This is a genomic window from Pseudomonas sp. S04, from assembly GCF_009834545.1.
GTDB lineage: Bacteria > Pseudomonadota > Gammaproteobacteria > Pseudomonadales > Pseudomonadaceae > Aquipseudomonas.
The window spans coordinates 804,795-824,053 of record NZ_CP019427.1 but is presented as its reverse complement, the minus strand read 5'-3'; the positions used below and the strand labels follow the sequence as shown (position 1 = coordinate 824,053).

Genomic DNA, 19,259 nt, shown 5'->3' with positions numbered 1-19,259 from the left:
TTGGGTGACCTGACAAGTAGTCGAACGGCCGCTGTGCAAATCGACGGCGCAGGACAAAAAGATTTGCCGCCGCGCAGCAACCCTGGCGGCTGGCCAAGCCCTGGATTCCTGCTAGCGTTTGAACCAGCGCTCGCCGGCACAAACCATTTCGCAAGGGACTCCATGACCACCGTCAAAGACCGTCTCAAACAAGGCAAGGATGCGCGCAAGCACTGCCCGCGCAGTTCCCAGGCGCAGCACCAGCAGAGCGAGCGCGATCCGATTCCGTTGATCAGGGCTTCCAGTGAGGGCCGGGTGCAGTCGTTGGTGGCTTTGCGTTACGGGCGCATGCTGGTGTCGCCGTTCACTTTCTACCGGGGCAACGCCTTGCTGCAGGCCCACGACCTGTCCCGCACGCCGGACATGGGCTTGCGTTCAACGATCTGTGGCGATTGTCACTTGATGAACTTCGGCGGTTTTGCCACCCCGGAGCGCAATCTGTTGTTCAGCGTCAATGACTTCGACGAGGTCCATCCGGGCCCTTGGGAGTGGGATCTCAAGCGCTTGGTGGCGAGTTTTCTGATTGCTGCGCGGGACCTGCGCCATGGGGCGACGGTGGAGGAGAATGTCTGTCGTCAGTTGATCGGCGCCTACCAGCAGAGCATGGCGGTGTGTGCCGAGCAGAGCGCCCTGGAAATCTGGTACGACTCGATTACCTACGACGATCTGCTGCGACAGGCGCGCTCGGACAACACCCTGGAACACGTGCAGCGAGCCATGGAAAAAGCCGAGCGCCGTACCCATGCCGAGTTGCTGCCGAAAATCTGTGAGCGGGATAACCAGGGCCGGTTGCTGATTCGCGATGACCTGCCGGAAATCTTCCACTTGCACAACACCACCACGTTGCTCGACGCCGACGACGCCTGGTTGCGCCTGGCCGATTGGCGGCCGCTGTATGACACCCTGATGCGCGATTATCGCAGCACTCTGGCCGGTGACCGCCGGGAGTTGCTGGCGCGTTTCCAGGTGCAGGACCTGGCCTTCAAGGTCGTTGGCGTGGGCAGCGTCGGCACCCGCTGCATGGTCGCGCTGATGACCGATAATCAGGAGCGTCCGCTGTTCCTGCAGATCAAGGAAGCCCGGCGTTCAGTGCTCGCCGACTACGTCAAAAGCAGATCCCGCGCCCGCCACAACGGCCAGCGCGTAGTGGAGGGACAACGCCTGATGCAGTCGGCCAGCGACCTGTTCCTGGGTTGGACCACTGGCCCCCATGGCCGGCATTTTTACGTGCGCCAGCTACGGGACATGAAGGTCTCGGCGGAGCTGGAAACCTTCGATGACGAAACCTTCGCCGCCTACGCGCGCACCTGTGGTCGAGCGCTGGCCCGCGCCCATGCCAAGGCCTCGGGGCAGGCGGCACTGATCAGTGGCTACATCGGCAAGAGCGATACCCTGGCCGACGCCCTGTACCAGTACGCCCTGGCCTACTCGGACCAGAACGAGCGCGACTTCGAGCGCTTCCAACAGGCCTGCCGCAAGGGCCGCCTGCTGGCCCGCTCGGAAGCGGACTTCGCCGCCGACCATCTCCCGTAAAGCCTGTAGCAGCTGCCGCAGGCTGCATCCGAGCGCGAAGCGGTCGCTGGATGCTCATGAGATGGCGGACGCAGCCTCGCGGGACTCGACAGCTGCTACAGGGTTCGGCGGCGGCAAGCAGGGGATATCGCCATCAAGCACCTGTCACACGCCGTTCACTCATTGTTCAGATTCGCCGCCCTATACTTTGCCGCCCTCCTCCCGTTCTTTCCCTCGGTGGCCCCCAGCACATGACGCGCCCAGCTCCGTTGTTATTCCTGCTCGCCGCCCTGCTGTTTTTCTTCGCCCTGGGCAATCACCAACTGCAAGGCTCCACCGAAGCCCGGGTCGCCGGAATTGCCATGCAGATGCACCTGGACAATGACTGGGTGACCCCCCGCCTGCTCGACCAAGCTTTTCTGGAAAAACCACCCCTGAGCCTGTGGCTCGATGCGGCGGCGATTCGCACGTTTGGCGGCACGCCCTGGGCGGTGCGCCTGGCGTCGGCCTTTGCCGGGTTGTTCAGCGTGATGCTGCTGTATGGGGCGCTGCGCCGCTTTGGCCGACCCAAGGTGGTCGCCTTCGGCGCCGGGATCATGCTGGCCACCATGGGCAGTTACTGGGGCAATGTGCGCGGAGTCGGTGAAGATGCGCTGCTGAGCCTGGGGGTCAGCCTGGCGTTGCTGGCCTTTTATCAGGCCCATCGACAACAGGCCGCCCAGCAGAGTGCCAAGGCCAGCTGGATGGTGTTCGCGCTCGGCATCGCCATCGCCACGTTGAGCAAGGGCGTGCTCGGCCTGGCGATGCCGGGAGTGGTGATCTTTGCCTTCCTGGTGGCTGAGAGCCTGATCGACAAGCGCTTCACACCGGCGCGCTGGGTACGCCCGGCACTGATGACCGTGTTCGGTCTGATTCCGCTGCTGATCTGGCTGTGCATGCTCTACCAGCGCGGCGGCGCATCGGCCCTGGCCGAGGTGCTGCTGACCAACAGCGTCGGGCGTTTTAATGGCTCGTTCGTCGAGGCCGGCCACTACGAGCCGTTCTACTACTACCTGGGCAAACTGCCAGAAGCCTTCCTGCCGTGGAACATCCTGGTCTACCTGGGGCTGTGGCACTTTCGCAAAAGCCTGGCGAACAACCGTTACCTGCTGTTCTTCACCCTGTGGCTGCTGGCGCAGTTCCTGATGCTGACCCTGGCGTCGAGCAAACGCACGGTGTACCTGATGTCGATGACACCCGCCGCCGCAGTGATTGCGGCGGAATATGCCGCAGTGCTGTTCGAGCGCCTGCGCGAGCACACCACGGCGAGCAATTGGCTGGGCAAGGTCGCGCGTTGCCGCCGGGCTATCGCCATTGGCCTGCTCAGCCTGGTCATTGCGGCGTACCTGGGTGCCGCCCAATGGGCCGCGCCGCGCGCAGACCGGAGCTTGTCATTCCTGCCGCTGATGCAACAGATCCAGGCGCTCCAAGCCGAGGGTCGGCAAGTGGCGCTGTACCAGGCCAACGAACGAACGGCCGGGGCATCCGTGTTCTACACCCGGAGCATGCTCAGGAATCTACAGACAGAAGCCGAGTTGACCGCCTACCTGGGCACTTCTCCCTCCCACGTAGCGCTGATCGCCAGCGACCAGGAGCCCGCGCCGCCGCTGCAGGTACTGCAGAAAATGTCGGTGAGCCGGCAGGCGTATTACTTTGTGGGGGAGTAACACTGCCAGTAGCTGTAAGCCTTTCAGGACTTCAGCGGAAGGCATCACTTTGCAAAGCAGGCCAATCACTTAGAGAGAAAGCCTACATAATCCAAAGAAACGTCTGATTTATCTTCCTTTACCCCACCATCTAGCGTGCGTCCTTTCGAGCCAACAAGGACGCACGTCGCATGAAGCGCTATCACATCACCGTCGGGGCCAAGACCTCCGCTGACGACAGCGATGAAGTCGAATGAGCAAGTCGGCATTTTTCGTTGGCTCGCTCGGCGGCGTAGTTCTCCTACTGATGATTATATGGATCGTCATCGCGCTCTACCTGGCGTACGCGAAGATGGACGTCATGCTGGAGCATCTGAAAAACAGTCGCTCGGTGATGAGGTTGTCTGGATCTCGGCGAATCGGACCTTGGGGGCAGCTAATGTTGATAGGGGGGATTGCAGGCTTCGTTACATTTCCTCGTCGGTACATCAACAAAGGTGCTATTTGCGCCGAAGATATCCATAACTTCCCCGCCCCACTCAAGCGCACGCTGGTCGTATTACATTGGAGTGGGTTAGTGCTTTTGTGCCTGCTTTTTCTAGTGGCTGGCATCGGCAAAGTCGCTGGCTGGATCTAGTCACTACTGGCGTACTCATGTTTGCCAGCGAGGTCGATCTCACGCTCGCCTTCGCTGGCAATCTCCTATGTAGGTCGTGACCTGCGCTGCAGGACCGACCTCAACCTGCTGCCTCGACCTGCGTCGCAGAGTCCGCAGCCTTGACCTTCTGCAACACCGGCACATCCAGCCGCGCCCGCCCGTAGAACGCCAGAGCCGTCAGCAAGCAGGTCAGCCAGACGAAGATCCCCGCCCAAAAGGTGTGGGACATGTAGTGCCAGCCTTGCAGGACCCGTGTGGTGCCATAGATGAAGCCCAGTCCCAGCGAGCCCCACAGGATGGCCTTGGAAAAGCGCCACTGATGACGCCGGGCCACGAAGTACAGGGCCAGCATGGTGAAGCCGCCGGAGGCATGGCCGCCTGGCCAGCAGCGGCCGTCGCCCGCTTCCTTGAACAACTGGAAGTTGCTGTACCACTCGATATGCGCGAGCTTGCCGCCATAGAGAGTGGTCTCGATCGGGCAGTACACGCTGGTGTGCGCCTTGAGGAAGTGGATCACCCCGGTGCAGATGGCGAAGGCAAACACCACGAACCAGAAGTCCCGGCGATACTCGGTGGTAAAGCGCAGCACGGGCGCCACCTTGCTTCGCTCCAGAATCGCGCTGAAGCCTGGGTATTTCTGACGATTGATCCGCGGCCAGACAAACGACAACAACCCGCCGATCAGGGCGATTTCTGCGGTCCAGTTCGGCACGATCCGCGCCCATTTGTGGGTGAACTGCTCAAACAAGCGGATGTGATCGAGTGGGAAAGTCTGGCTGACTGGGTCGAACAACAGGTTACTGAAGGCTATGTCGACCTGGGTCATGTCGAACAACAGGAACACCAGCGCCGCACAGAGCAGCGCGATTCCCAGGTTCATCCAATAGAATCGCTGGCGCGCGAACAGTTGCATCGTGGATCCCCACTCGGTATCGATCGCCGGACACTAAAGACCGGCAGGTGGGTGGTTGGTGAAATGAATGTGAAAAAAACCTGATCTCAGGCAAGCCCTCCGACAACGCGCTGAATAGCGGTGATCCGCTTGTGACAAAAATCGGTTCAGCTATCGCGACTGCGGCCGATACAGGCCATCTACACCCCTTGCTGGCTCCCAAAAAAAACAATCTTCCAGCCCAATGACGACTAAGTAGTGCAACGTTCCTGGAGGAATTGTTTATGAATAGCTGGTTCGCCAACATCAGCGTCAACCTCAAGCTGGGCCTGGGTTTCGGCCTGGTGCTGGCCCTTACCTGCGTGCTCGCCCTGACGGGCTGGACCAGCCTGGGCGGGCTGATCGACCGCAGCAACTGGATGAGCGATATCACCCGCCTCAACGCGGGGCTGACCAAGCTGCGCATTACCCGCCTGCAGTACATGCTTGCCAACGGTGACGAGGGCGTGGCCCAGACCGTGCAAAGCTCCCTCGATGACTTCAAGGCCCAGCAACAGGCCCTGCTGGCGCAGTTCAAGAGCCCGGACAACCTCAAGCTGCTCCGCGAGCAAGGCGCGGTCATCGACGCCTACCAGCAGTCGCTGAACAAAATGCGCAGCGCCTACCTGGCTGCCAACAGTGCGCGCCAGGCCATGGGCGACAACGCGGAAATCGCCAACAACCTGATCAACGACATCAACAGCCGTGTGCGCCAGATGCCCCTCAGCGACCAGCGTTTCGAGCAGTTCCAGGTGATCACCGAGGCCAAGGAGCAGTTCCTGTTGGCCCGCTACGAAGTGCGCGGCTACACCGCCGACAGCAACCCGGCTACCGAGCAGAAGGCCGCCGTGCAACTGGACGCCGCGATTGCCAGCCTGAAAACCCTCAACCAGCATTTTGCCGACACCCAGGGCGACGCCCTGCGCCAGCTGGAACGGGTGCTGAGCAGCTACCGCAGTGCCTTGCAGACCTACAAGGCAGCCAATAGCCAAGCCATCACCGCACGCCAGGAAATGACCGTCCAGGGCAGCGACATCGTGACCCGCAGCGACGCGCTGTATCAGATCCAGCTCGATCGTCGCGACATCGAAAGCGCCCAGGCCCGCACCCTGCAACTGATCAGCACCTTGCTGGCCTTGCTGGTCGGCGTGCTCGCCGCAGTGCTCATCACCCGCCAGATCACCCGTCCGCTGCGCGACACCCTGGCAGTGGTCGAACGGATTGCCAGCGGCGACCTGACCCAGGACATCCGCGTTACCCGTCGCGACGAACTTGGCGTATTGCAGCAAGGCATCGCCCGCATGGGCGTGACCCTGCGCGACCTGATCAGCGGCATTCGGGATGGCGTGACCCAGATCGCCAGCGCCGCCGAAGAGCTATCGGCGGTGACCGAAGAAACCAGCGCCGGGGTCAACAGCCAGAAGGTCGAGACCGATCAGGTCGCCACCGCGATGCACGAGATGACCGCCACCGTGCAGGAAGTCGCGCGTAACGCCGAACAAGCCTCGCAAGCCGCCGCGGCCGCCGATGGCGAAGCCCGTGAAGGTGATCGGGTGGTCAACGAAGCGATCACCCAGATCGAGCGCCTGGCCAGTGAGGTGGTGCGTTCCACCGAGGCCATGAGCGTCCTGCAGAAGGAAAGCGACAAGATCGGCAGCGTCATGGACGTGATCAAGGCCGTGGCCGAGCAGACCAACCTGCTGGCGCTCAACGCCGCCATTGAAGCGGCGCGGGCCGGTGAAGCGGGACGTGGCTTCGCCGTGGTTGCCGACGAAGTCCGCGGCCTGGCGCAACGCACGCAGAAATCCACCGAGGAAATCGAAGGCCTGGTGGCCGCATTGCAGAACGGCACCCAGCAGGTCGCTACGGTGATGAGCAACAGCCGCAGCCTGACCGACAGCAGCGTGCAACTGACCCGCAAGGCCGGCTTGTCGCTGGAAAACATCACCCGCACGGTGTCGAATATCCAGTCGATGAACCAGCAGATCGCCGCAGCAGCCGAGCAGCAAAGCGCGGTCGCCGAGGAAATCAGCCGCAGTATCGTCAACGTGCGCGACGTCTCGGAACAGACCGCCGCCGCCAGCGACGAAACCGCCGCCTCGAGCATTGAACTGGCACGCCTGGGTAACCAGTTGCAGATGATGGTCAGCCATTTCCGGGTGTAGGCCTACGCGTTAAACCACAGCCGCGCGTCATCGTTGACGCGCGGCTTTGCCTTACCGCGTACCGCGTTGGCGCAACGCCGACGGCATGAAGTAGGAGTCCTCTGGCACCGGTTGCGCGAAGTCCACGGTTTCCGACTCTTCGTTATCCAGGTTCTGCACGTAGTAACGGCGCGCCTGCAAGTCGTGGAACACGTCCAGCGCACTCCAGGTGGTGGGCAGGTCGTAGAAGTTCTTCAGGTAGCCCATCGACACCCGCCACAACTCCCCTCGCCCGTCGTACTGATCCACCACGGCCGCACCCCAGCTGTCCTCGTCGAGAAACAGCACACGCTTGGAGTAGATGTGCCGCGAGCCCGGCTTCAGCGTGCCCTCCACCACCCACACCCGGTGCAGCTCATAGCGGGTGAATTTCGGGTTGAGGTGCCCCGGCGTGAGCAGGTCCGCGTACTTCACTTCAGGGCTGGTGACCTTGTAGTTGTTGTAGGGAATGTAGACCTCTTTCTTGCCCACCAACTTCCAGTTGTAGCGGTCTGGCGAGCCGTTGAACAGGTCGGTGTCGTCCGCCGTGCGCAAGCCATCGGAAGAAGCGATCGGGGTGTCGTACGCCAGGTTCGGTGCCCGCCGCACACGACGTTGCCCGGCGTCGTAGACCCAGGCCTGGCGTGGGTCCTTGATCTGGTCCAGGGTCTCGTGCACCAGCGCCGCACCACCGGCCAGGCGTGCCGGGCTCTTCACGAAGGCCAGGTAGTAGAACAGGATGTTCTTCAGGTCGGCGAACTGCCCACCCGGACGGTAGTAGGTGAACAGCCCTTCCTGTTGCGAAGTCACCAGGGCGAAGCTGCCATTGCGCTGCACCGGTGCTTCGGAAGCGCGCCGCACCACATAGATTCCGCGATAGCGGGTGATGTGGTTCCACAACGCCTCGACGCCGTCCTTGGGCACCGGGAACGGCACGCCGCCATAGGCATCGCTGAAGCCGTTGCCACCGTCCAGCAACTTGGCCGAAGTGGCGTTCTTGAAGGTGTTGTCGTACAGCCACTGCGGCGCCGAGCCGGAGCGACGGCTGGGGTAGATCGGCATCTGGAAGGTGTCGGGGTAGCTGTTGAACAACGCGATCTGACCCGCCGTCAACTGCCCCTTGTACTGCTCCAGATTGGCCTTGGTGATGGTGAACAACGGCTTGTCGGTGGGGAATGGGTCCAGGTGATGCTTGCCCGGCACATAGCCCTTGGGCGCCTGAGTGATGCCGCCATCCCAGGCCGGGATAGTGCCGGCTGCGTTACCCGCACGCTCGGCGCCCAGGGGCGTCAGGCTGGTTTTCAGTTGTTGCGCGTCCTGGGGTGACAGCGCGGCCAGCGCGCTGCCCGCTGCCAGGCTGAGGACCAGCGCCAGGCTGGTCTTGAGCAATCGTGGTGTGTGAAGCATGGATGTTCTCCGAATCAAAGGCAGGGCCACGGCGCCCGCATGCCAGGGGGCCTGAACCGTCACAGGAAATACTTGAGGTTAAAACCGACGTTGTCGCGGTCACGAATGCTGTTGTTCTGGCCACCGCCGTAGAACTCGGTGTATTGCAGCTCCGCTTCCAGCTTGTTCTGGTAGTTGGCCTTGATCCCCAGGGTGTAGGCCTTGCGCCCTTCGATGGTATTGCCGGCCTGGTAGCTGTTGCCCTTGAAGTCGTCTTTGTAGACCGCGTACGGCGAAACGTTGACCCCGGCGTACACGTCGTTCCAGGTGCCGTTGACCATCAGGGTGTAGCTGTAGGAGTCGCGATTGATCTGATCGTCCCGATCACCGCCCGAGACATAGGAGGTGTTGCCGGTGCCGGCGTAGTAGCGGTTGCTGCCGTCGAAGGCGGTGTACTGCAGGCTGCTGCCGCGCAAGTGCTCGGAGGCCAGCTCGAATACGCCAAACATCGAATCGAACGACAGGTTCGGGCCGAAGTTGTAGATGCTGCCCAGCGAGGTATTGAACGCTTCCACGCGCTCGGCGTTGTTGATCTGGCTGTCGAGGGTGACCATCTGCCCGCCGACGTTGATCGACTGGCCGGTTACCGCAGCGGCTGCGCCGTTGGCCAGGTCACCGATCAGGTCGTTGGTCGCCGCGATGCCAATCGGCAGGTTCGGCCGGTAGGCCAACTCACCGAAGACCGAAGCCTGGCCCAAAGTGGTGTTGAAGCTGAAGCCATACATGCGGATGTCTTCGGCGTAGCGGCGATTGGCCTGGATGTTGCCCATCACGTCGGCGGTGGCCAGGCCATTGGCCAATGCAGCGGCCTGGCTACCGGCCAGACCGCTCAACAGATTGGTCAGGGCGTCCATGTCGATGCCCTTGTAGCCACCCAGATTGGCGGCGATGGTCGGCTCCTTGGCGTGGTAGTTGACCATGTACACGCCGAACTCGGTGCTGTTGAGCTCTTCGGCGATGTAGCGGAAGGCGAAGCCGAACTGGCCGTCGTTACGCGCGTTGATGTCCTTGCCGATGGACGCTACCTTGAGGGTGTTGCCGTAGGCCGGGGTCACGCCGTTGGCGTACAAGCCGGTGCTGCCCAGGATCTGGTTGAGCGCCGGGTTGTTGCCCAGCGCTTCGTACAAGCCGATCACGTTGCCAAAGCCCGGCACTGGCGTATCCAGGGCGGTGCCGCTGAAGTTGTTGTAGCCGGTGTTGCCGCCGTCGGCGAACAGATCGCCCTGGGAGTAGAAGGTGCCGACCGGATCGATGCGGGTTTCTTTCCAGTTGGTCTGGTAGAAACTTTCCATGGTCAGGTTGTCGCTCAGGCCGATGTTGAAGCTGACCGCCTCCACTGGCATCAGCACTTCCTTGACCTCGGCACCCGGCAGGCGGTACTTGGCCGCGTCCACCGGGTTGGTGGTGTTGATCCCGCCGCGATAGAAAATGCCTTCGCCCCAGTTGAATACCTGGCGACCCAGGCGCGCCGTCACCGGCATCTGCGCCACGTCCCAGTTGCCATAGACGTAGGCGTCGAGCATCTCGACCCGGCTGCCAGCGATGTCGCGGGTCTCGTCGGTGAAATGGTCGTCGTCGGGGTAACTCTGGCTCGGTTGCGAGGGGCTGTTGTTGCGGTAGTAATCGTTGCGCTTGTCCATCAACTGAGTGTCGTAGAACGCGGTGCCGCGCATGAACACCCCGTAGTTCTGGTAGTTGGCTTCCAGCTCCGAGGTGATCTTGTACACCTCGGATACCAGCCCGGTGTCGAAGTTGCGATTACCGTCGTTGGTGTTGACGTCGTCGTTGCTCTTGTCCCGTCCCTGGACCCGCCACAAGCGACCGTAGGACAAGGTGCTGTCGAACGAGCCCGTGACCTGGTTGTCCAGCACCTTGAACTCGGCAGCCAACGCGCCATCGACCACGCATAGCTGCAACAGCCCTGCCAGGCCTACCCCGGATATCGCCGCGCCCGAATGGCGTAATCGAATCCTCATGCGGTGTTCCTCCCTTCCCTGATCTTGTTGTTTTTGTTTTCGGGCAGCGGTTAAGGCGCTGCGTTGCCTGCCACCGCTGGCGCGAGTCCGGCACCGACATAAATCCGGCTGTGCGCACCGAAATGCCCCAACAACTGGAACAGCTGCTGGTTGAGTAATGGGTGGTCGTAGTCTTCGGTTTGCAGCTGATTGCCACTGCTGAAATTGCTGGTAGCCGGCGCCGTCTCCAGCCATTCACCGATGGCCTGGTCAAACATGGCGCCGGCCTCGGCGGACTGGGCGCTGACCACGTCGCGCAGGTAGTCCACCGAATAGGGCGGGTAGCTGGTGTCTTGTGCGGTATCGGCGTAGGCCTGGAGCATCGGATGCACGGGCTGCCCGCTGCGCAACAGGCTGTAGAGCCAGGCGGCCTGATACTTCTCCACCTCCATATGGCGACTGGCAACCCGCTCGATGGCCGCGCGCTTGTCACTGTCGTAACCGGCCAGGGCCTGGCCTTCCATCAGCAGCATGCTCGCCAGCTCGACGCCCGGCAGTGGCTTGGCGTGATAGGGCTGGGTCAGGTCCTGAATGTGGTGCAGGCCCCAGCCCAGAAAGCGGTAGCCCCAGTAGGAATGACCCGTGGCGAACGCTAGCCGCGCCAGGCCCAGGTACTGATAGGCGCGCCAATCCGGCCAACTGCGCTGCAGAAAACCGGCGGCGGCATAGACCACTGGGCTCTCGTGGAAGAAGCCCATATGGAACGGCGCCTGGGAGCTGTACTGGAATCGCTCATCGCCGAACGGCTGCGGACCGAAGCCGTAGACCGCGGCCACTTCGCCGGGGTTGTCGCTGAACAGGTTGATGTCGTGCCCGTAATCCGGCTCGTCGGCGGCGCTGGCCAGCACGGCCAGGGGCGCGACGTGTTCACCCTGCTCGAGCAAGATAAAGCGCTGGCGATTCCACGGCGACAGGGTCTGCTCGACCATTACCTGTTCAGCCTTGAGGTGCGCGCGCTGTGGCTGGTCCTGCCCGGGCATCGGCTGGATCACCATGGCCAGGTGGATCTGCGGATTGACCCGCAGGGCGTTGAGAAACGCCTGGCGCACATTGTCCCCCCGGGTTGCGGGCAACTTCAGGTTGTCGGGACGTGGCGGGTACTGGGCAAAGTGCTGACGAGCGAATTGCTCCTGCTGCTCGAACAACTCGGCGATGGCGCCATATTGCTCAGTGAGGAACTGCTCCAGCGGCTCGACCGTGACCTGGGGTGCCTCGCGCAGGGCCGGCAACTCCTGCAACGCCAGGTAGCTGCCGACCGTATGGTTGGACCAACCCCACGCCGCCGGAGCGGTGCCGCAGAGCAGCAGCAGGAGAATTGTCAGCTTCATAGCTTTTGGTTCTTATTGGCTGAATTCGAGCACTGAGCCTAACAACCGACCCCGGCCCTGACACTGTCCAATCTGGCCAAAAAAACTCTCCGATAGCGCCATCGCGAGCAGGTTGGGTGGCGGTATACACAATCTGCGAACAGCTAAAATCCATTGTGGGAGCGAGCCTGTGGGACCGGGCTTGCCCGGGATGGCGGTGTGTCAGGTCGATAAATGTTGGCTGTGAGCTGGCCCCATCGCGGCATAGGTATCTACACAACTGTGGTGCGACGTTGCACCTCTGGGCCTCTGGGGTGTTGGATCAGGCCGAGTACATATCCATTTCTTCGGTAACGGCCTCCTATGGTTCCGCCTGACGGCGGCTCACTTTTGAACAGCGCAAAAGTAAGCAAAACGCTCTTACCCCCACCACTCGGTGCCTCGCTTAGGCTCGGCATGCCCGTACTCCGACATTGATTTGGGGGGCCGCCGCAATGGGCCGTCCCTGGCCCAGTGCGGCTAAACCGGCGTCCTGCCGGTTTACCCCCCAAATCAATATCGGACTCCGGCCAGCGTGGTTAACGGGGCGCCCCAGGATCAAAAACAAAGCGAGGCGGCCTGAAAGCCGACCTGATCGCTAGGGCATGCGCGGTGTAGCTTCTACTTCGTAAGACGCTGACGAAGTCAGCCATCTTTTGATCTGGCTCTGGCTTTTGCTTTGGTTCTGGCTTTTGATCCTGGGCGCCCCGTTAACCACGCTGGCCGAACGCAGGCTTGAAGCCGTGGGTAACCCGGCAGGACGCCGGGTTAGCCGCCCCGCGCCATGGATGGCGCGTGGCGGCGGCCCACGGATTCAAGCCGGAGTGAGGGCACACCGAGCCCAAGCGAGGTGCCAAGTGGTGGGGAATGTACGGGACAACCACATGGGTTACAAAAAAGTACCTTTACATAGGTAACACTTTTATCGACACGTACCCGTTCTTTGCCTCTCTAGCATAGACCCGGCCTAGGATTACCGGACCGAATATCACCTCCCACACATCATCACTGATCATCTCCATTCCAATGGTCTGATGCTTAAGCACATTGGCTATATAAATCCGCAGACCTGCTCGATTAATGATTCCATTACTATCAGCCAGGTAACACTCCACGTGGCTCGCATACCCCATTTCAGGCAACTTTTCCGGGTAAGTCCGAGTCGAGGGTGAATAGCAGGAAGCAGGCGTTTTCTGGTCAAGCGCCTCGTGCCCCCGCTCATAATTGTAGTGCTGCATAAAGCGGTCAAACTGTCTCTGCTGAGCCTCCCAAGGAATGGCGGGCGGTTGAGGCAAGGTACTTTTCAGCGTTCGGTGCATGCGTTCGTGACGCCCATTCTGGTCCGGACGGCCAGGCTCAATTCGCTCAGGAATAATCCCTAGTCGCAGCCACCATATCGACAGCTGCGACAGCCCGGCACGGCCGGTACTGGCAAATGGCACACCATTGTCAGTTCGAATACGCTCCGGCAACCCGTACTCGCGGAAAACTCGCTCAAAGGTCTGTTGGGTCTCCTTCAGATTGGTACTGGACATACTCTGGCAGGCCAGTAGAAAACGGCTGGCGTGATCCATGATCGTCAGTGGATAGCACCAAACTCCGGCGCCCGTCAGAAACTGGCCCTTGTAGTCCGCGCTAAAGAGCTGATTAGGTTTTTCTGCCTTGCTCAAAGGTTTGGGATAGACCGCGACACGCCGTCGTACACGCTGCGGCGTAATTAAGTCGGCTGCTTTAAGGATGTTGTAGATGGTCGTTTTTGACGGCGGATCCTGATCGGGAAAGCGCTTGAGCAAGTCATTTTGGATCTTCTTAGGCCCTGGAGTTGTTTCTCCGATAGACCGAAGCTCGATGATTGCCTGCCTAACAGCGACAGGCACCACGTAGCTCTGGTTGTGCCGGCAACGGCTGCGTTCCTCAAGCCCACTAGGCCCTTCAGCTTTGTATCGCTCGACCCATTTATAGCCAGTCTTTCGACTGATCTCGTAGTCACTGCACAGCTTGCTGAAGGTGTGTTTGTCCGCCAGATAGGCAGCGATGAACATCACTTTTCGATCCATAGGTTTCAGCTCTCTCCAGGGCATGGTCAGATCCTCGCGAAATCGACCATGCCAGTTAATAACTGTTACCTATGTGCGTGAACTGATTTGTAACCCATGTGGGTGAGTCATACCGGAAAGAGCGTTTTGCTTACTTTTGCGCTTCTCAAAAGTGAGCCGCCGTCAGGCGGAACCATAGGAAGCCGTTACCGCAGAAATGGATATGTACTCTGCCTAATCCAATACCCCAGAGGCCGCCACGGTAGCAAGCCCGCTCCCACAGGGGAAATTCGGACACCAGCAAAGATAGCGCAGTGCCAGGCTGCACTGGTGTTGGCTGTGCGGGCCCTATCGCGAGCAGGCTCGCGCCCACACATCAGGCAGGATACCCGGTGATCTGCCGAATACTCTGGTACAGCGGTTTGAGCTGACGGTACATGCGCAGGTAAACCTCCTTGTACAACCGCTCATACATCTGCTGCGCCTCAGGCTGTGGATAAAACACCGTTCCAACCCGGGTCATCGACGCGATTGCCGAGGGGAAGTCGGCATGCAGGCCAAGCCCCACCGCACAGCAAATGGCCGCCCCCAGCCCAGAAGCTTCATAGACATGCGGGCGCTCCGCCGGCAGGCCGAAAATGTCCGCCGTGAGCTGCATCGCCGCATCGCTCTGCGACCCGCCACCGGCCACCCGCAAACGCTGGATCGGCTGTTTGGAACGCCGCTCGAGATTCTCCTTGCCCTGGCGCAAGGCATAGGCCAGGCCTTCGAGGATCGCCCGGTAGATATGCGCCCGGGTGTGCACGTCGCCAAAGCCGATCATCGCACCCTTGGCCTCCACCCCCGGCTCGCGGATGCCCGGCGACCAGTAGGGTTGCAGCATCAGCCCCATGGAGCCAGGCGGCACCGCGTTGACCAGGGCGTCGAACAGTTGCTCCGGTTCCAGCCCCTGCTCCTTGGCCTGCTGCATTTCCCGCAGGCCGAACTCATTCTTGAACCAGCTGACCATCCAGTAGCCGCGGTAGATCATCACTTCGCAGTTGTACTGGTCCGGCACCGCGGCGGGGTACGGCGGAATCAACGGGACGATTTCCAGGTAGCGCGAGCGGGTCGTGGTGATGGTGGCCGTGGTCCCGTAGGAGAGGCACACCGTGGCTGGGTCGACCACGCCGGCGCCCAGCACTTCACAGGCTTTGTCGGCTCCCGCGGCGATCAGCGGCACGCCCTCGGGAATACCGGTGTGCCGGCTGGCCTCGGCACTGATGTGGCCCAGGGTTTCCCCAGGCTTGAGCAGGCTCGGCAACTGCTCCGGACGGACCGCCAGCGCCTGCCATTTCCAGTCGGCAGGCGCGGCCCAACGCAGGCGCTTGAAGTCAAACGGCAGGTAACCGACACAGCAGCCCACCGAGTCGACGAACCGCCCGCACAGGCGATGGGTGAGAAACCCCGAGAGCAGCAGGAACTTGTCGGTCGCCGCCCACACCTGGGGTTGATGCCGGGCGATCCAGTTGGCTTCGGCCTGCGCGCGAAAGTAGTCCACGGTGGCCTGGGCGCCGACCAGTTTGAACAGCCAGCCCCAGGGCCCCTTGATCCCGCCTTCGACTTCGGTCTGGCGCTGGTCGAGCCACAGGATGGCCGGGCGCAGAGCCTGGCCCTGGGCATCAACGTTGATCAGGGTGCCACGCTGGGTGGTCAGCGACACCCCGGCGATCTGCGAGCGGTCGACGCCGGTCTGCTGCCACAACAACTGGCAGGCCTCGCCCAGTTTGGCCCAGTAGTAGTCCGGGTCCTGCTCGGCCCAACCGGGCTGGCTGGAGTAGTAGGCCTGCAGCTCGACCTTGCCCTTGCCCAACAGATTGCCCTGCAGGTCGAACAGCAACGCGCGCACGCTCTGGGTGCCATTGTCGATTGCCAGCAGGTAGCGCTTATTCTTGTCGTTATCCATGGAGCTCTCTTGAATGGGCACTGATATCTACACATCGTTGGCAACTGACGCCCCGTAACAGCCGTGACGGGAGATTCATGGCAAACCGTGATGGCGTTGCCACAAGGCACGATAACGCTGTTCTTCCGCCTGCCAACGGGCATCGTCCCAGCCCAGGCGGGGCTGGCACAGACGGCGAATGGCCGGCAGATAGTCCGCCGCCCCTTGGGCCAGCAACAGGCCAATCCGGGTGCGGCGCAGCAACAGGTCGTCCAGGTGCAGGATCAGTTCGGCGTCGCAGGCGAACGCCAGTTCCGCCCACAGGGTGTCGCTCGCGCCGACGCTGGCGCAGCCCAGTTGCTCGAGCAACCGCGCCAGGCGCGGCAAGTCGCGGCCATGGCGTCCGGCCAGGCGCCGCCACTGGCTGGCGCTGAGTCCGGGGATGGACAATGTCGGCACGCTGGCAAACACCGGCGCGCCGTCATCGCTGACGTTGCGCCCGAGCATCTGCCCACAGGCCTTTAGCACTTCCAGGGCCTGCGGGCGGAACGTGGTCAGCTTGCCGCCAGCCAGGGTCACGCAGCCGGGTTCGAGCCACAACACGTGCTCGCGGGTTTCATTGGACGGCTTGCCCGCTTGCTCGCCACGGGCGCTGCCCACCACCGGACGCACCCCCGACCAGGTCGACAGCACATCGTCTGCCACCACCTCGGCCTGGGGAAACTGCTGGGCACAGGCGGCCAGCAGGTACTCGAGTTCTTCGCTGCTGATGCTCGCGCTCTGGTCCAGATCATCCTGGTGATCGAGGTCCGTGGTGCCCACCACCGTGGCGCCCTCCCACGGAAATACAAACACCGGCCGCCGATCCCGCGCATGCAGGAAGGTCAAGGCCTGGGCCACCGGCAGGCGCCAGCCCGGCAGCAACAGATGACTGCCGCGCAGTGGGCGCAACTGCGCCGGGGCATCATTGGGCCGCAGGCGCTCGGCCCAGGCCCCGGTGGCCACCGCCAACGTGCGACAGCGCAACTGCAACGGCTCGCCGCCCTCGCTGTCCGCGACCTGCACCCCGCAGACCCGACCGTCTTCGCGCAGCAATTGCTCGACCCGCACGCCATTGAGCGCCAGAGCGCCATCCGCCCGCGCTTCCGCCAGCACCCGCATCACCAGGCGCGCATCGTCAGTCAGCGCATCGACAAAACAGGTGCCGCCCAGTAACTGGTCCTCCTTGAGCCCAGGGGCCAGGTAGCGCAGTTGCTGGGCGTCATGAAAGCGATGGTTACGCCGCCCGGCCAGGGCGTCGTACACCGTCAACAGCCCGCCGAACAGCCGCGGCCCGGGAAACCCGCCACGGTAGTGCGGCATCATGAAACTCATGGGCTCCACCAACCCCGGCGCTTCGTCGAGCAGGCGCTGGCGCTCGTGGACCGAGTCGCGGGTCAGGCGCCACTGGCCCTTGGCGATGTAGCGCAAGCCGCCATGGACCATCTTCGAGGAGCGGCTGGAAGTGCCCCAGGCAAAGTCGCGCTGCTCCAGCAGCAGGCAACGCCAACCGCGACGGGCCGCTTCGCGCAGGATTCCGGCGCCGCTGATGCCGCCGCCGATAACGATCAGGTCCCAGCTCTGCTGCGTCAGGGTCGGCAAGACCTGCTGGCGCCACGCGGCATTCCAGTCCTGGGTCATGCCCTCACTCCTGCAGCAGGGTGCCGGGGTTCAGGCGCCCGGCCGGATCGAAGTGTTGGCTCAGCGCCTGCAGGGTGTCCATGGCCAGCGCGCCCTTCTCGCGCAACAGGTAGGGGGCGTGATCCTTGCCCACGCCGTGCTGGTGGCTGATGGTGCCGTGGTGTTCGACAATGGTCTGGCTGGCCGCGTGCTTGAGCGCCTGCCAGCGCGCCAGGGTGGCTGGGTAAGTCGCCGCCGGGCGGAACACGTAGGTGGTGTAGATGCTCGAGCCTTCGCCATAGACATGGGACAGGTGGGTAAACACATGCACCTGCTCGCCTTCGGCCGCCAGACCGTCGCGCAGGCTGGTTTCGATGCGATTGAGCAGGTTGTCGACATTGCTCCAGTCAGTGGCGGTTTCCAGGGTGTCCACCACGTAGCCGGCGTTCCACAGGTTCTCGCGCAAGTAGGGAAAACGGAAACGGTTCTGGGCCCACTTCTTGCCCAGCAAGGTCCCGGTGAACACCCCGCCAAAGGCTTTCAAGTGCTGGCGGGCCTGGCTCAGGGACAGGGCATTCTGCCGCCGATTGCCGGTCACGCCGAAGGTCAGCAGGCATTTGCCGGCACCCGCCCCGCGCAGGGACAGGTACTTCTCCAGCCAGGCGATCTGTTGCGGATGACCAGCCAGGGCCAGCTGGGTTTCGGTTTCCACGGCATTGGACAGGCGCAGCATCGACAGGGGCACACGGGCCTGAGTCAACTGGCGGATGGCTTGCAGGGCCTGGCTCCAGTTGGGCAGGAACACCCCATAAAAACGTTCGTCGGCCGGCAGCGGGCTGATCCGCACCTTGACCTCGGAAATGATTCCGAACCGCCCTTCACACCCCAACACCACCTCACGCAGGTCGGGGCCCGCGGCCGAGGCCGGAAAGGTCGCGATCTGCAGCGGCCCGGCGAAGGTTTCCAGGGTGCCGCCGGCGAACAATTGCTCGATCCGCCCATAACGCAGCGACTGCTGGCCGCTGGAGCGACTCGCCACCCAGCCGCCGAGGGTCGACAACTCCCACGACTGCGGGAAATGCCCAAGCGTGTAACCCCGGGCACGCAACTGGCTTTCCACTTGTGGCCCACTGGCGCCGGGGCCGAAAGTGGCCAGCAGGCTCTGCTCGTCGAGGTCGAGCAAACGGTTCATGTGGGCCAGGGACACCGTCAGCACCGGGCGGGTGGAGGCCGGGGGATTGATGTGCCCGGCCACCGAAGTCCCGCCACCGTAGGGAATCAGGCACAGGTCGCGCTCCTGGGCCAGCGCCAGCAACTCGCGGATCTGCTCGGCACTCTGCGGGAAGGCCACCCCGTCGGGGTAGACGCCCAACGCGCCCTCACGCAGCGCCAGCCAGTCCGGCAGGCTCTGGCCACGGGCATGCATCAGCCGGTCATGGGCCTGCACGCTATACAGCGGGTGCTCCGCCAGGCGCGAAGCCGGAACCCGGGCCAGGGCTGTTTCCAGTGTGGCGTCGGGCAATGCCCGTCCGGTGCCCACCCGTGCGGCGAGAAACCCCGCGCCCTGGGCCGGCAATTCGACCACCGTGGTTGCATCCCCCCAGCCGTTCCAGCGTCGCATGTGTGTGTCCTTTTGCGGTTCTTATAAGTGACATTTCAGGCGCCTATACTAGCCAGCCCCCCGCGCCTGTCACGGTCGCATCCGGCCAGCGCGAGTAGCCAATTGAGCCAACACGCGAACCCGGCTCCAGGCATTTACTTTAGCTGTGCTTTCAAACTACCTTTCAGGGTCTTGACCCGCGCCAGTCTGCCCCGATCAAAGGAC

At 62.5% G+C, this 19,259-nt stretch carries 12 protein-coding genes and 1 pseudogene; 5 read left to right on the top strand and 8 right to left on the bottom strand.

The genetic code is table 11. From position 1 onward, the window contains the following. The first annotated feature begins 162 nt into the window (after positions 1-162). The 3 genes from PspS04_RS03505 to PspS04_RS03495 all read left to right on the top strand — a co-directional run bounded on the left by PspS04_RS03505 (position 163) and on the right by PspS04_RS03495 (position 3,873). Entirely contained in the window at positions 163-1,572 is a 1,410-nt protein-coding gene (locus PspS04_RS03505; protein ID WP_159993672.1) for a DUF2252 domain-containing protein, read from the top strand. 230 nt (positions 1,573-1,802) lie between these two features. Next, positions 1,803-3,257 carry an ArnT family glycosyltransferase gene (locus tag PspS04_RS03500; RefSeq protein ID WP_159993670.1) on the top strand — a complete coding sequence of 485 codons (1,455 nt, stop codon included), beginning with the start codon at positions 1,803-1,805 and terminating at the stop codon, positions 3,255-3,257. Between the two features lie 232 nt (positions 3,258-3,489). Continuing rightward, complete coding sequence (locus PspS04_RS03495; RefSeq protein WP_159993668.1) at positions 3,490-3,873, top strand: hypothetical protein; 384 nt, start codon at positions 3,490-3,492, stop codon at positions 3,871-3,873. Positions 3,874-3,973: 100 nt separating this feature from the next. Here PspS04_RS03495 and PspS04_RS03490 read toward each other — a convergent pair whose 3' ends face one another. Further along, complete coding sequence (locus tag PspS04_RS03490; RefSeq protein WP_159993666.1) at positions 3,974-4,807, bottom strand: phosphatase PAP2 family protein; 834 nt, start codon at positions 4,805-4,807, stop codon at positions 3,974-3,976. 263 nt (positions 4,808-5,070) lie between these two features. On the opposite strand from PspS04_RS03490, the pseudogene PspS04_RS28040 reads away from it, so the two are divergent. Next, a pseudogene (locus PspS04_RS28040) lies at positions 5,071-6,084 on the top strand (methyl-accepting chemotaxis protein); the annotation flags it as partial. Between the two features lie 42 nt (positions 6,085-6,126). Continuing rightward, a complete protein-coding gene (locus tag PspS04_RS28035) occupies positions 6,127-6,990 on the top strand; it encodes a methyl-accepting chemotaxis protein (RefSeq protein ID WP_401129984.1) in 864 nt (287 codons plus the stop codon). Positions 6,991-7,041: 51 nt separating this feature from the next. Here the strand turns inward: PspS04_RS28035 and PspS04_RS03480 are convergent, their stop codons facing one another. The 7 genes from PspS04_RS03480 to PspS04_RS03445 all read right to left on the bottom strand — a co-directional run bounded on the left by PspS04_RS03480 (position 7,042) and on the right by PspS04_RS03445 (position 19,055). Next, positions 7,042-8,415, bottom strand: coding sequence for a DUF1329 domain-containing protein (locus PspS04_RS03480; protein ID WP_095169523.1), 1,374 nt, complete (start codon positions 8,413-8,415; stop codon positions 7,042-7,044). 59 nt (positions 8,416-8,474) lie between these two features. Further along, positions 8,475-10,430, bottom strand: coding sequence for a DUF1302 domain-containing protein (locus PspS04_RS03475; protein ID WP_159993664.1), 1,956 nt, complete (start codon positions 10,428-10,430; stop codon positions 8,475-8,477). A gap of 50 nt (positions 10,431-10,480) precedes the next feature. Further along, on the bottom strand, positions 10,481-11,797 hold the full coding sequence (locus tag PspS04_RS03470) for a phospholipase (protein WP_159993662.1): 1,317 nt from the start codon (positions 11,795-11,797) through the stop codon (positions 10,481-10,483). 923 nt (positions 11,798-12,720) lie between these two features. Next, complete coding sequence (locus tag PspS04_RS03460) at positions 12,721-13,896, bottom strand: integrase core domain-containing protein (protein WP_159993658.1); 1,176 nt, start codon at positions 13,894-13,896, stop codon at positions 12,721-12,723. Between the two features lie 331 nt (positions 13,897-14,227). Continuing rightward, on the bottom strand, positions 14,228-15,796 hold the full coding sequence (locus PspS04_RS03455; RefSeq protein WP_095171246.1) for an FGGY-family carbohydrate kinase: 1,569 nt from the start codon (positions 15,794-15,796) through the stop codon (positions 14,228-14,230). A gap of 75 nt (positions 15,797-15,871) precedes the next feature. Continuing rightward, positions 15,872-17,455 carry a glycerol-3-phosphate dehydrogenase/oxidase gene (locus PspS04_RS03450; protein WP_159993655.1) on the bottom strand — a complete coding sequence of 528 codons (1,584 nt, stop codon included), beginning with the start codon at positions 17,453-17,455 and terminating at the stop codon, positions 15,872-15,874. A gap of 4 nt (positions 17,456-17,459) precedes the next feature. Continuing rightward, a complete protein-coding gene (locus PspS04_RS03445) occupies positions 17,460-19,055 on the bottom strand; it encodes an FAD-binding oxidoreductase (protein ID WP_095171250.1) in 1,596 nt (531 codons plus the stop codon). Positions 19,056-19,259 lie beyond the last annotated feature (204 nt).

Excerpts from the sequence above, each read along its gene's own strand:
- PspS04_RS03445 (WP_095171250.1), bottom strand. The coding sequence starts at position 19,055 with ATGCGACGCTGGAACGGCTGGGGGGATGCAACCACGGTGGTCGAATTG.
- PspS04_RS03460 (WP_159993658.1), bottom strand. The coding sequence starts at position 13,896 with ATGCCCTGGAGAGAGCTGAAACCTATGGATCGAAAAGTGATGTTCATC.
- PspS04_RS03480 (WP_095169523.1), bottom strand. The coding sequence starts at position 8,415 with ATGCTTCACACACCACGATTGCTCAAGACCAGCCTGGCGCTGGTCCTC.
- PspS04_RS28035 (WP_401129984.1), top strand. The coding sequence starts at position 6,127 with ATGGGCGTGACCCTGCGCGACCTGATCAGCGGCATTCGGGATGGCGTG.
- PspS04_RS03490 (WP_159993666.1), bottom strand. The coding sequence starts at position 4,807 with ATGCAACTGTTCGCGCGCCAGCGATTCTATTGGATGAACCTGGGAATC.
- PspS04_RS03495 (WP_159993668.1), top strand. The coding sequence starts at position 3,490 with ATGAGCAAGTCGGCATTTTTCGTTGGCTCGCTCGGCGGCGTAGTTCTC.
- PspS04_RS03475 (WP_159993664.1), bottom strand. The coding sequence starts at position 10,430 with ATGAGGATTCGATTACGCCATTCGGGCGCGGCGATATCCGGGGTAGGC.
- PspS04_RS03500 (WP_159993670.1), top strand. The coding sequence starts at position 1,803 with ATGACGCGCCCAGCTCCGTTGTTATTCCTGCTCGCCGCCCTGCTGTTT.
- PspS04_RS03505 (WP_159993672.1), top strand. The coding sequence starts at position 163 with ATGACCACCGTCAAAGACCGTCTCAAACAAGGCAAGGATGCGCGCAAG.
- PspS04_RS03455 (WP_095171246.1), bottom strand. The coding sequence starts at position 15,796 with ATGGATAACGACAAGAATAAGCGCTACCTGCTGGCAATCGACAATGGC.
- PspS04_RS03470 (WP_159993662.1), bottom strand. The coding sequence starts at position 11,797 with ATGAAGCTGACAATTCTCCTGCTGCTGCTCTGCGGCACCGCTCCGGCG.
- PspS04_RS03450 (WP_159993655.1), bottom strand. The coding sequence starts at position 17,455 with ATGACCCAGGACTGGAATGCCGCGTGGCGCCAGCAGGTCTTGCCGACC.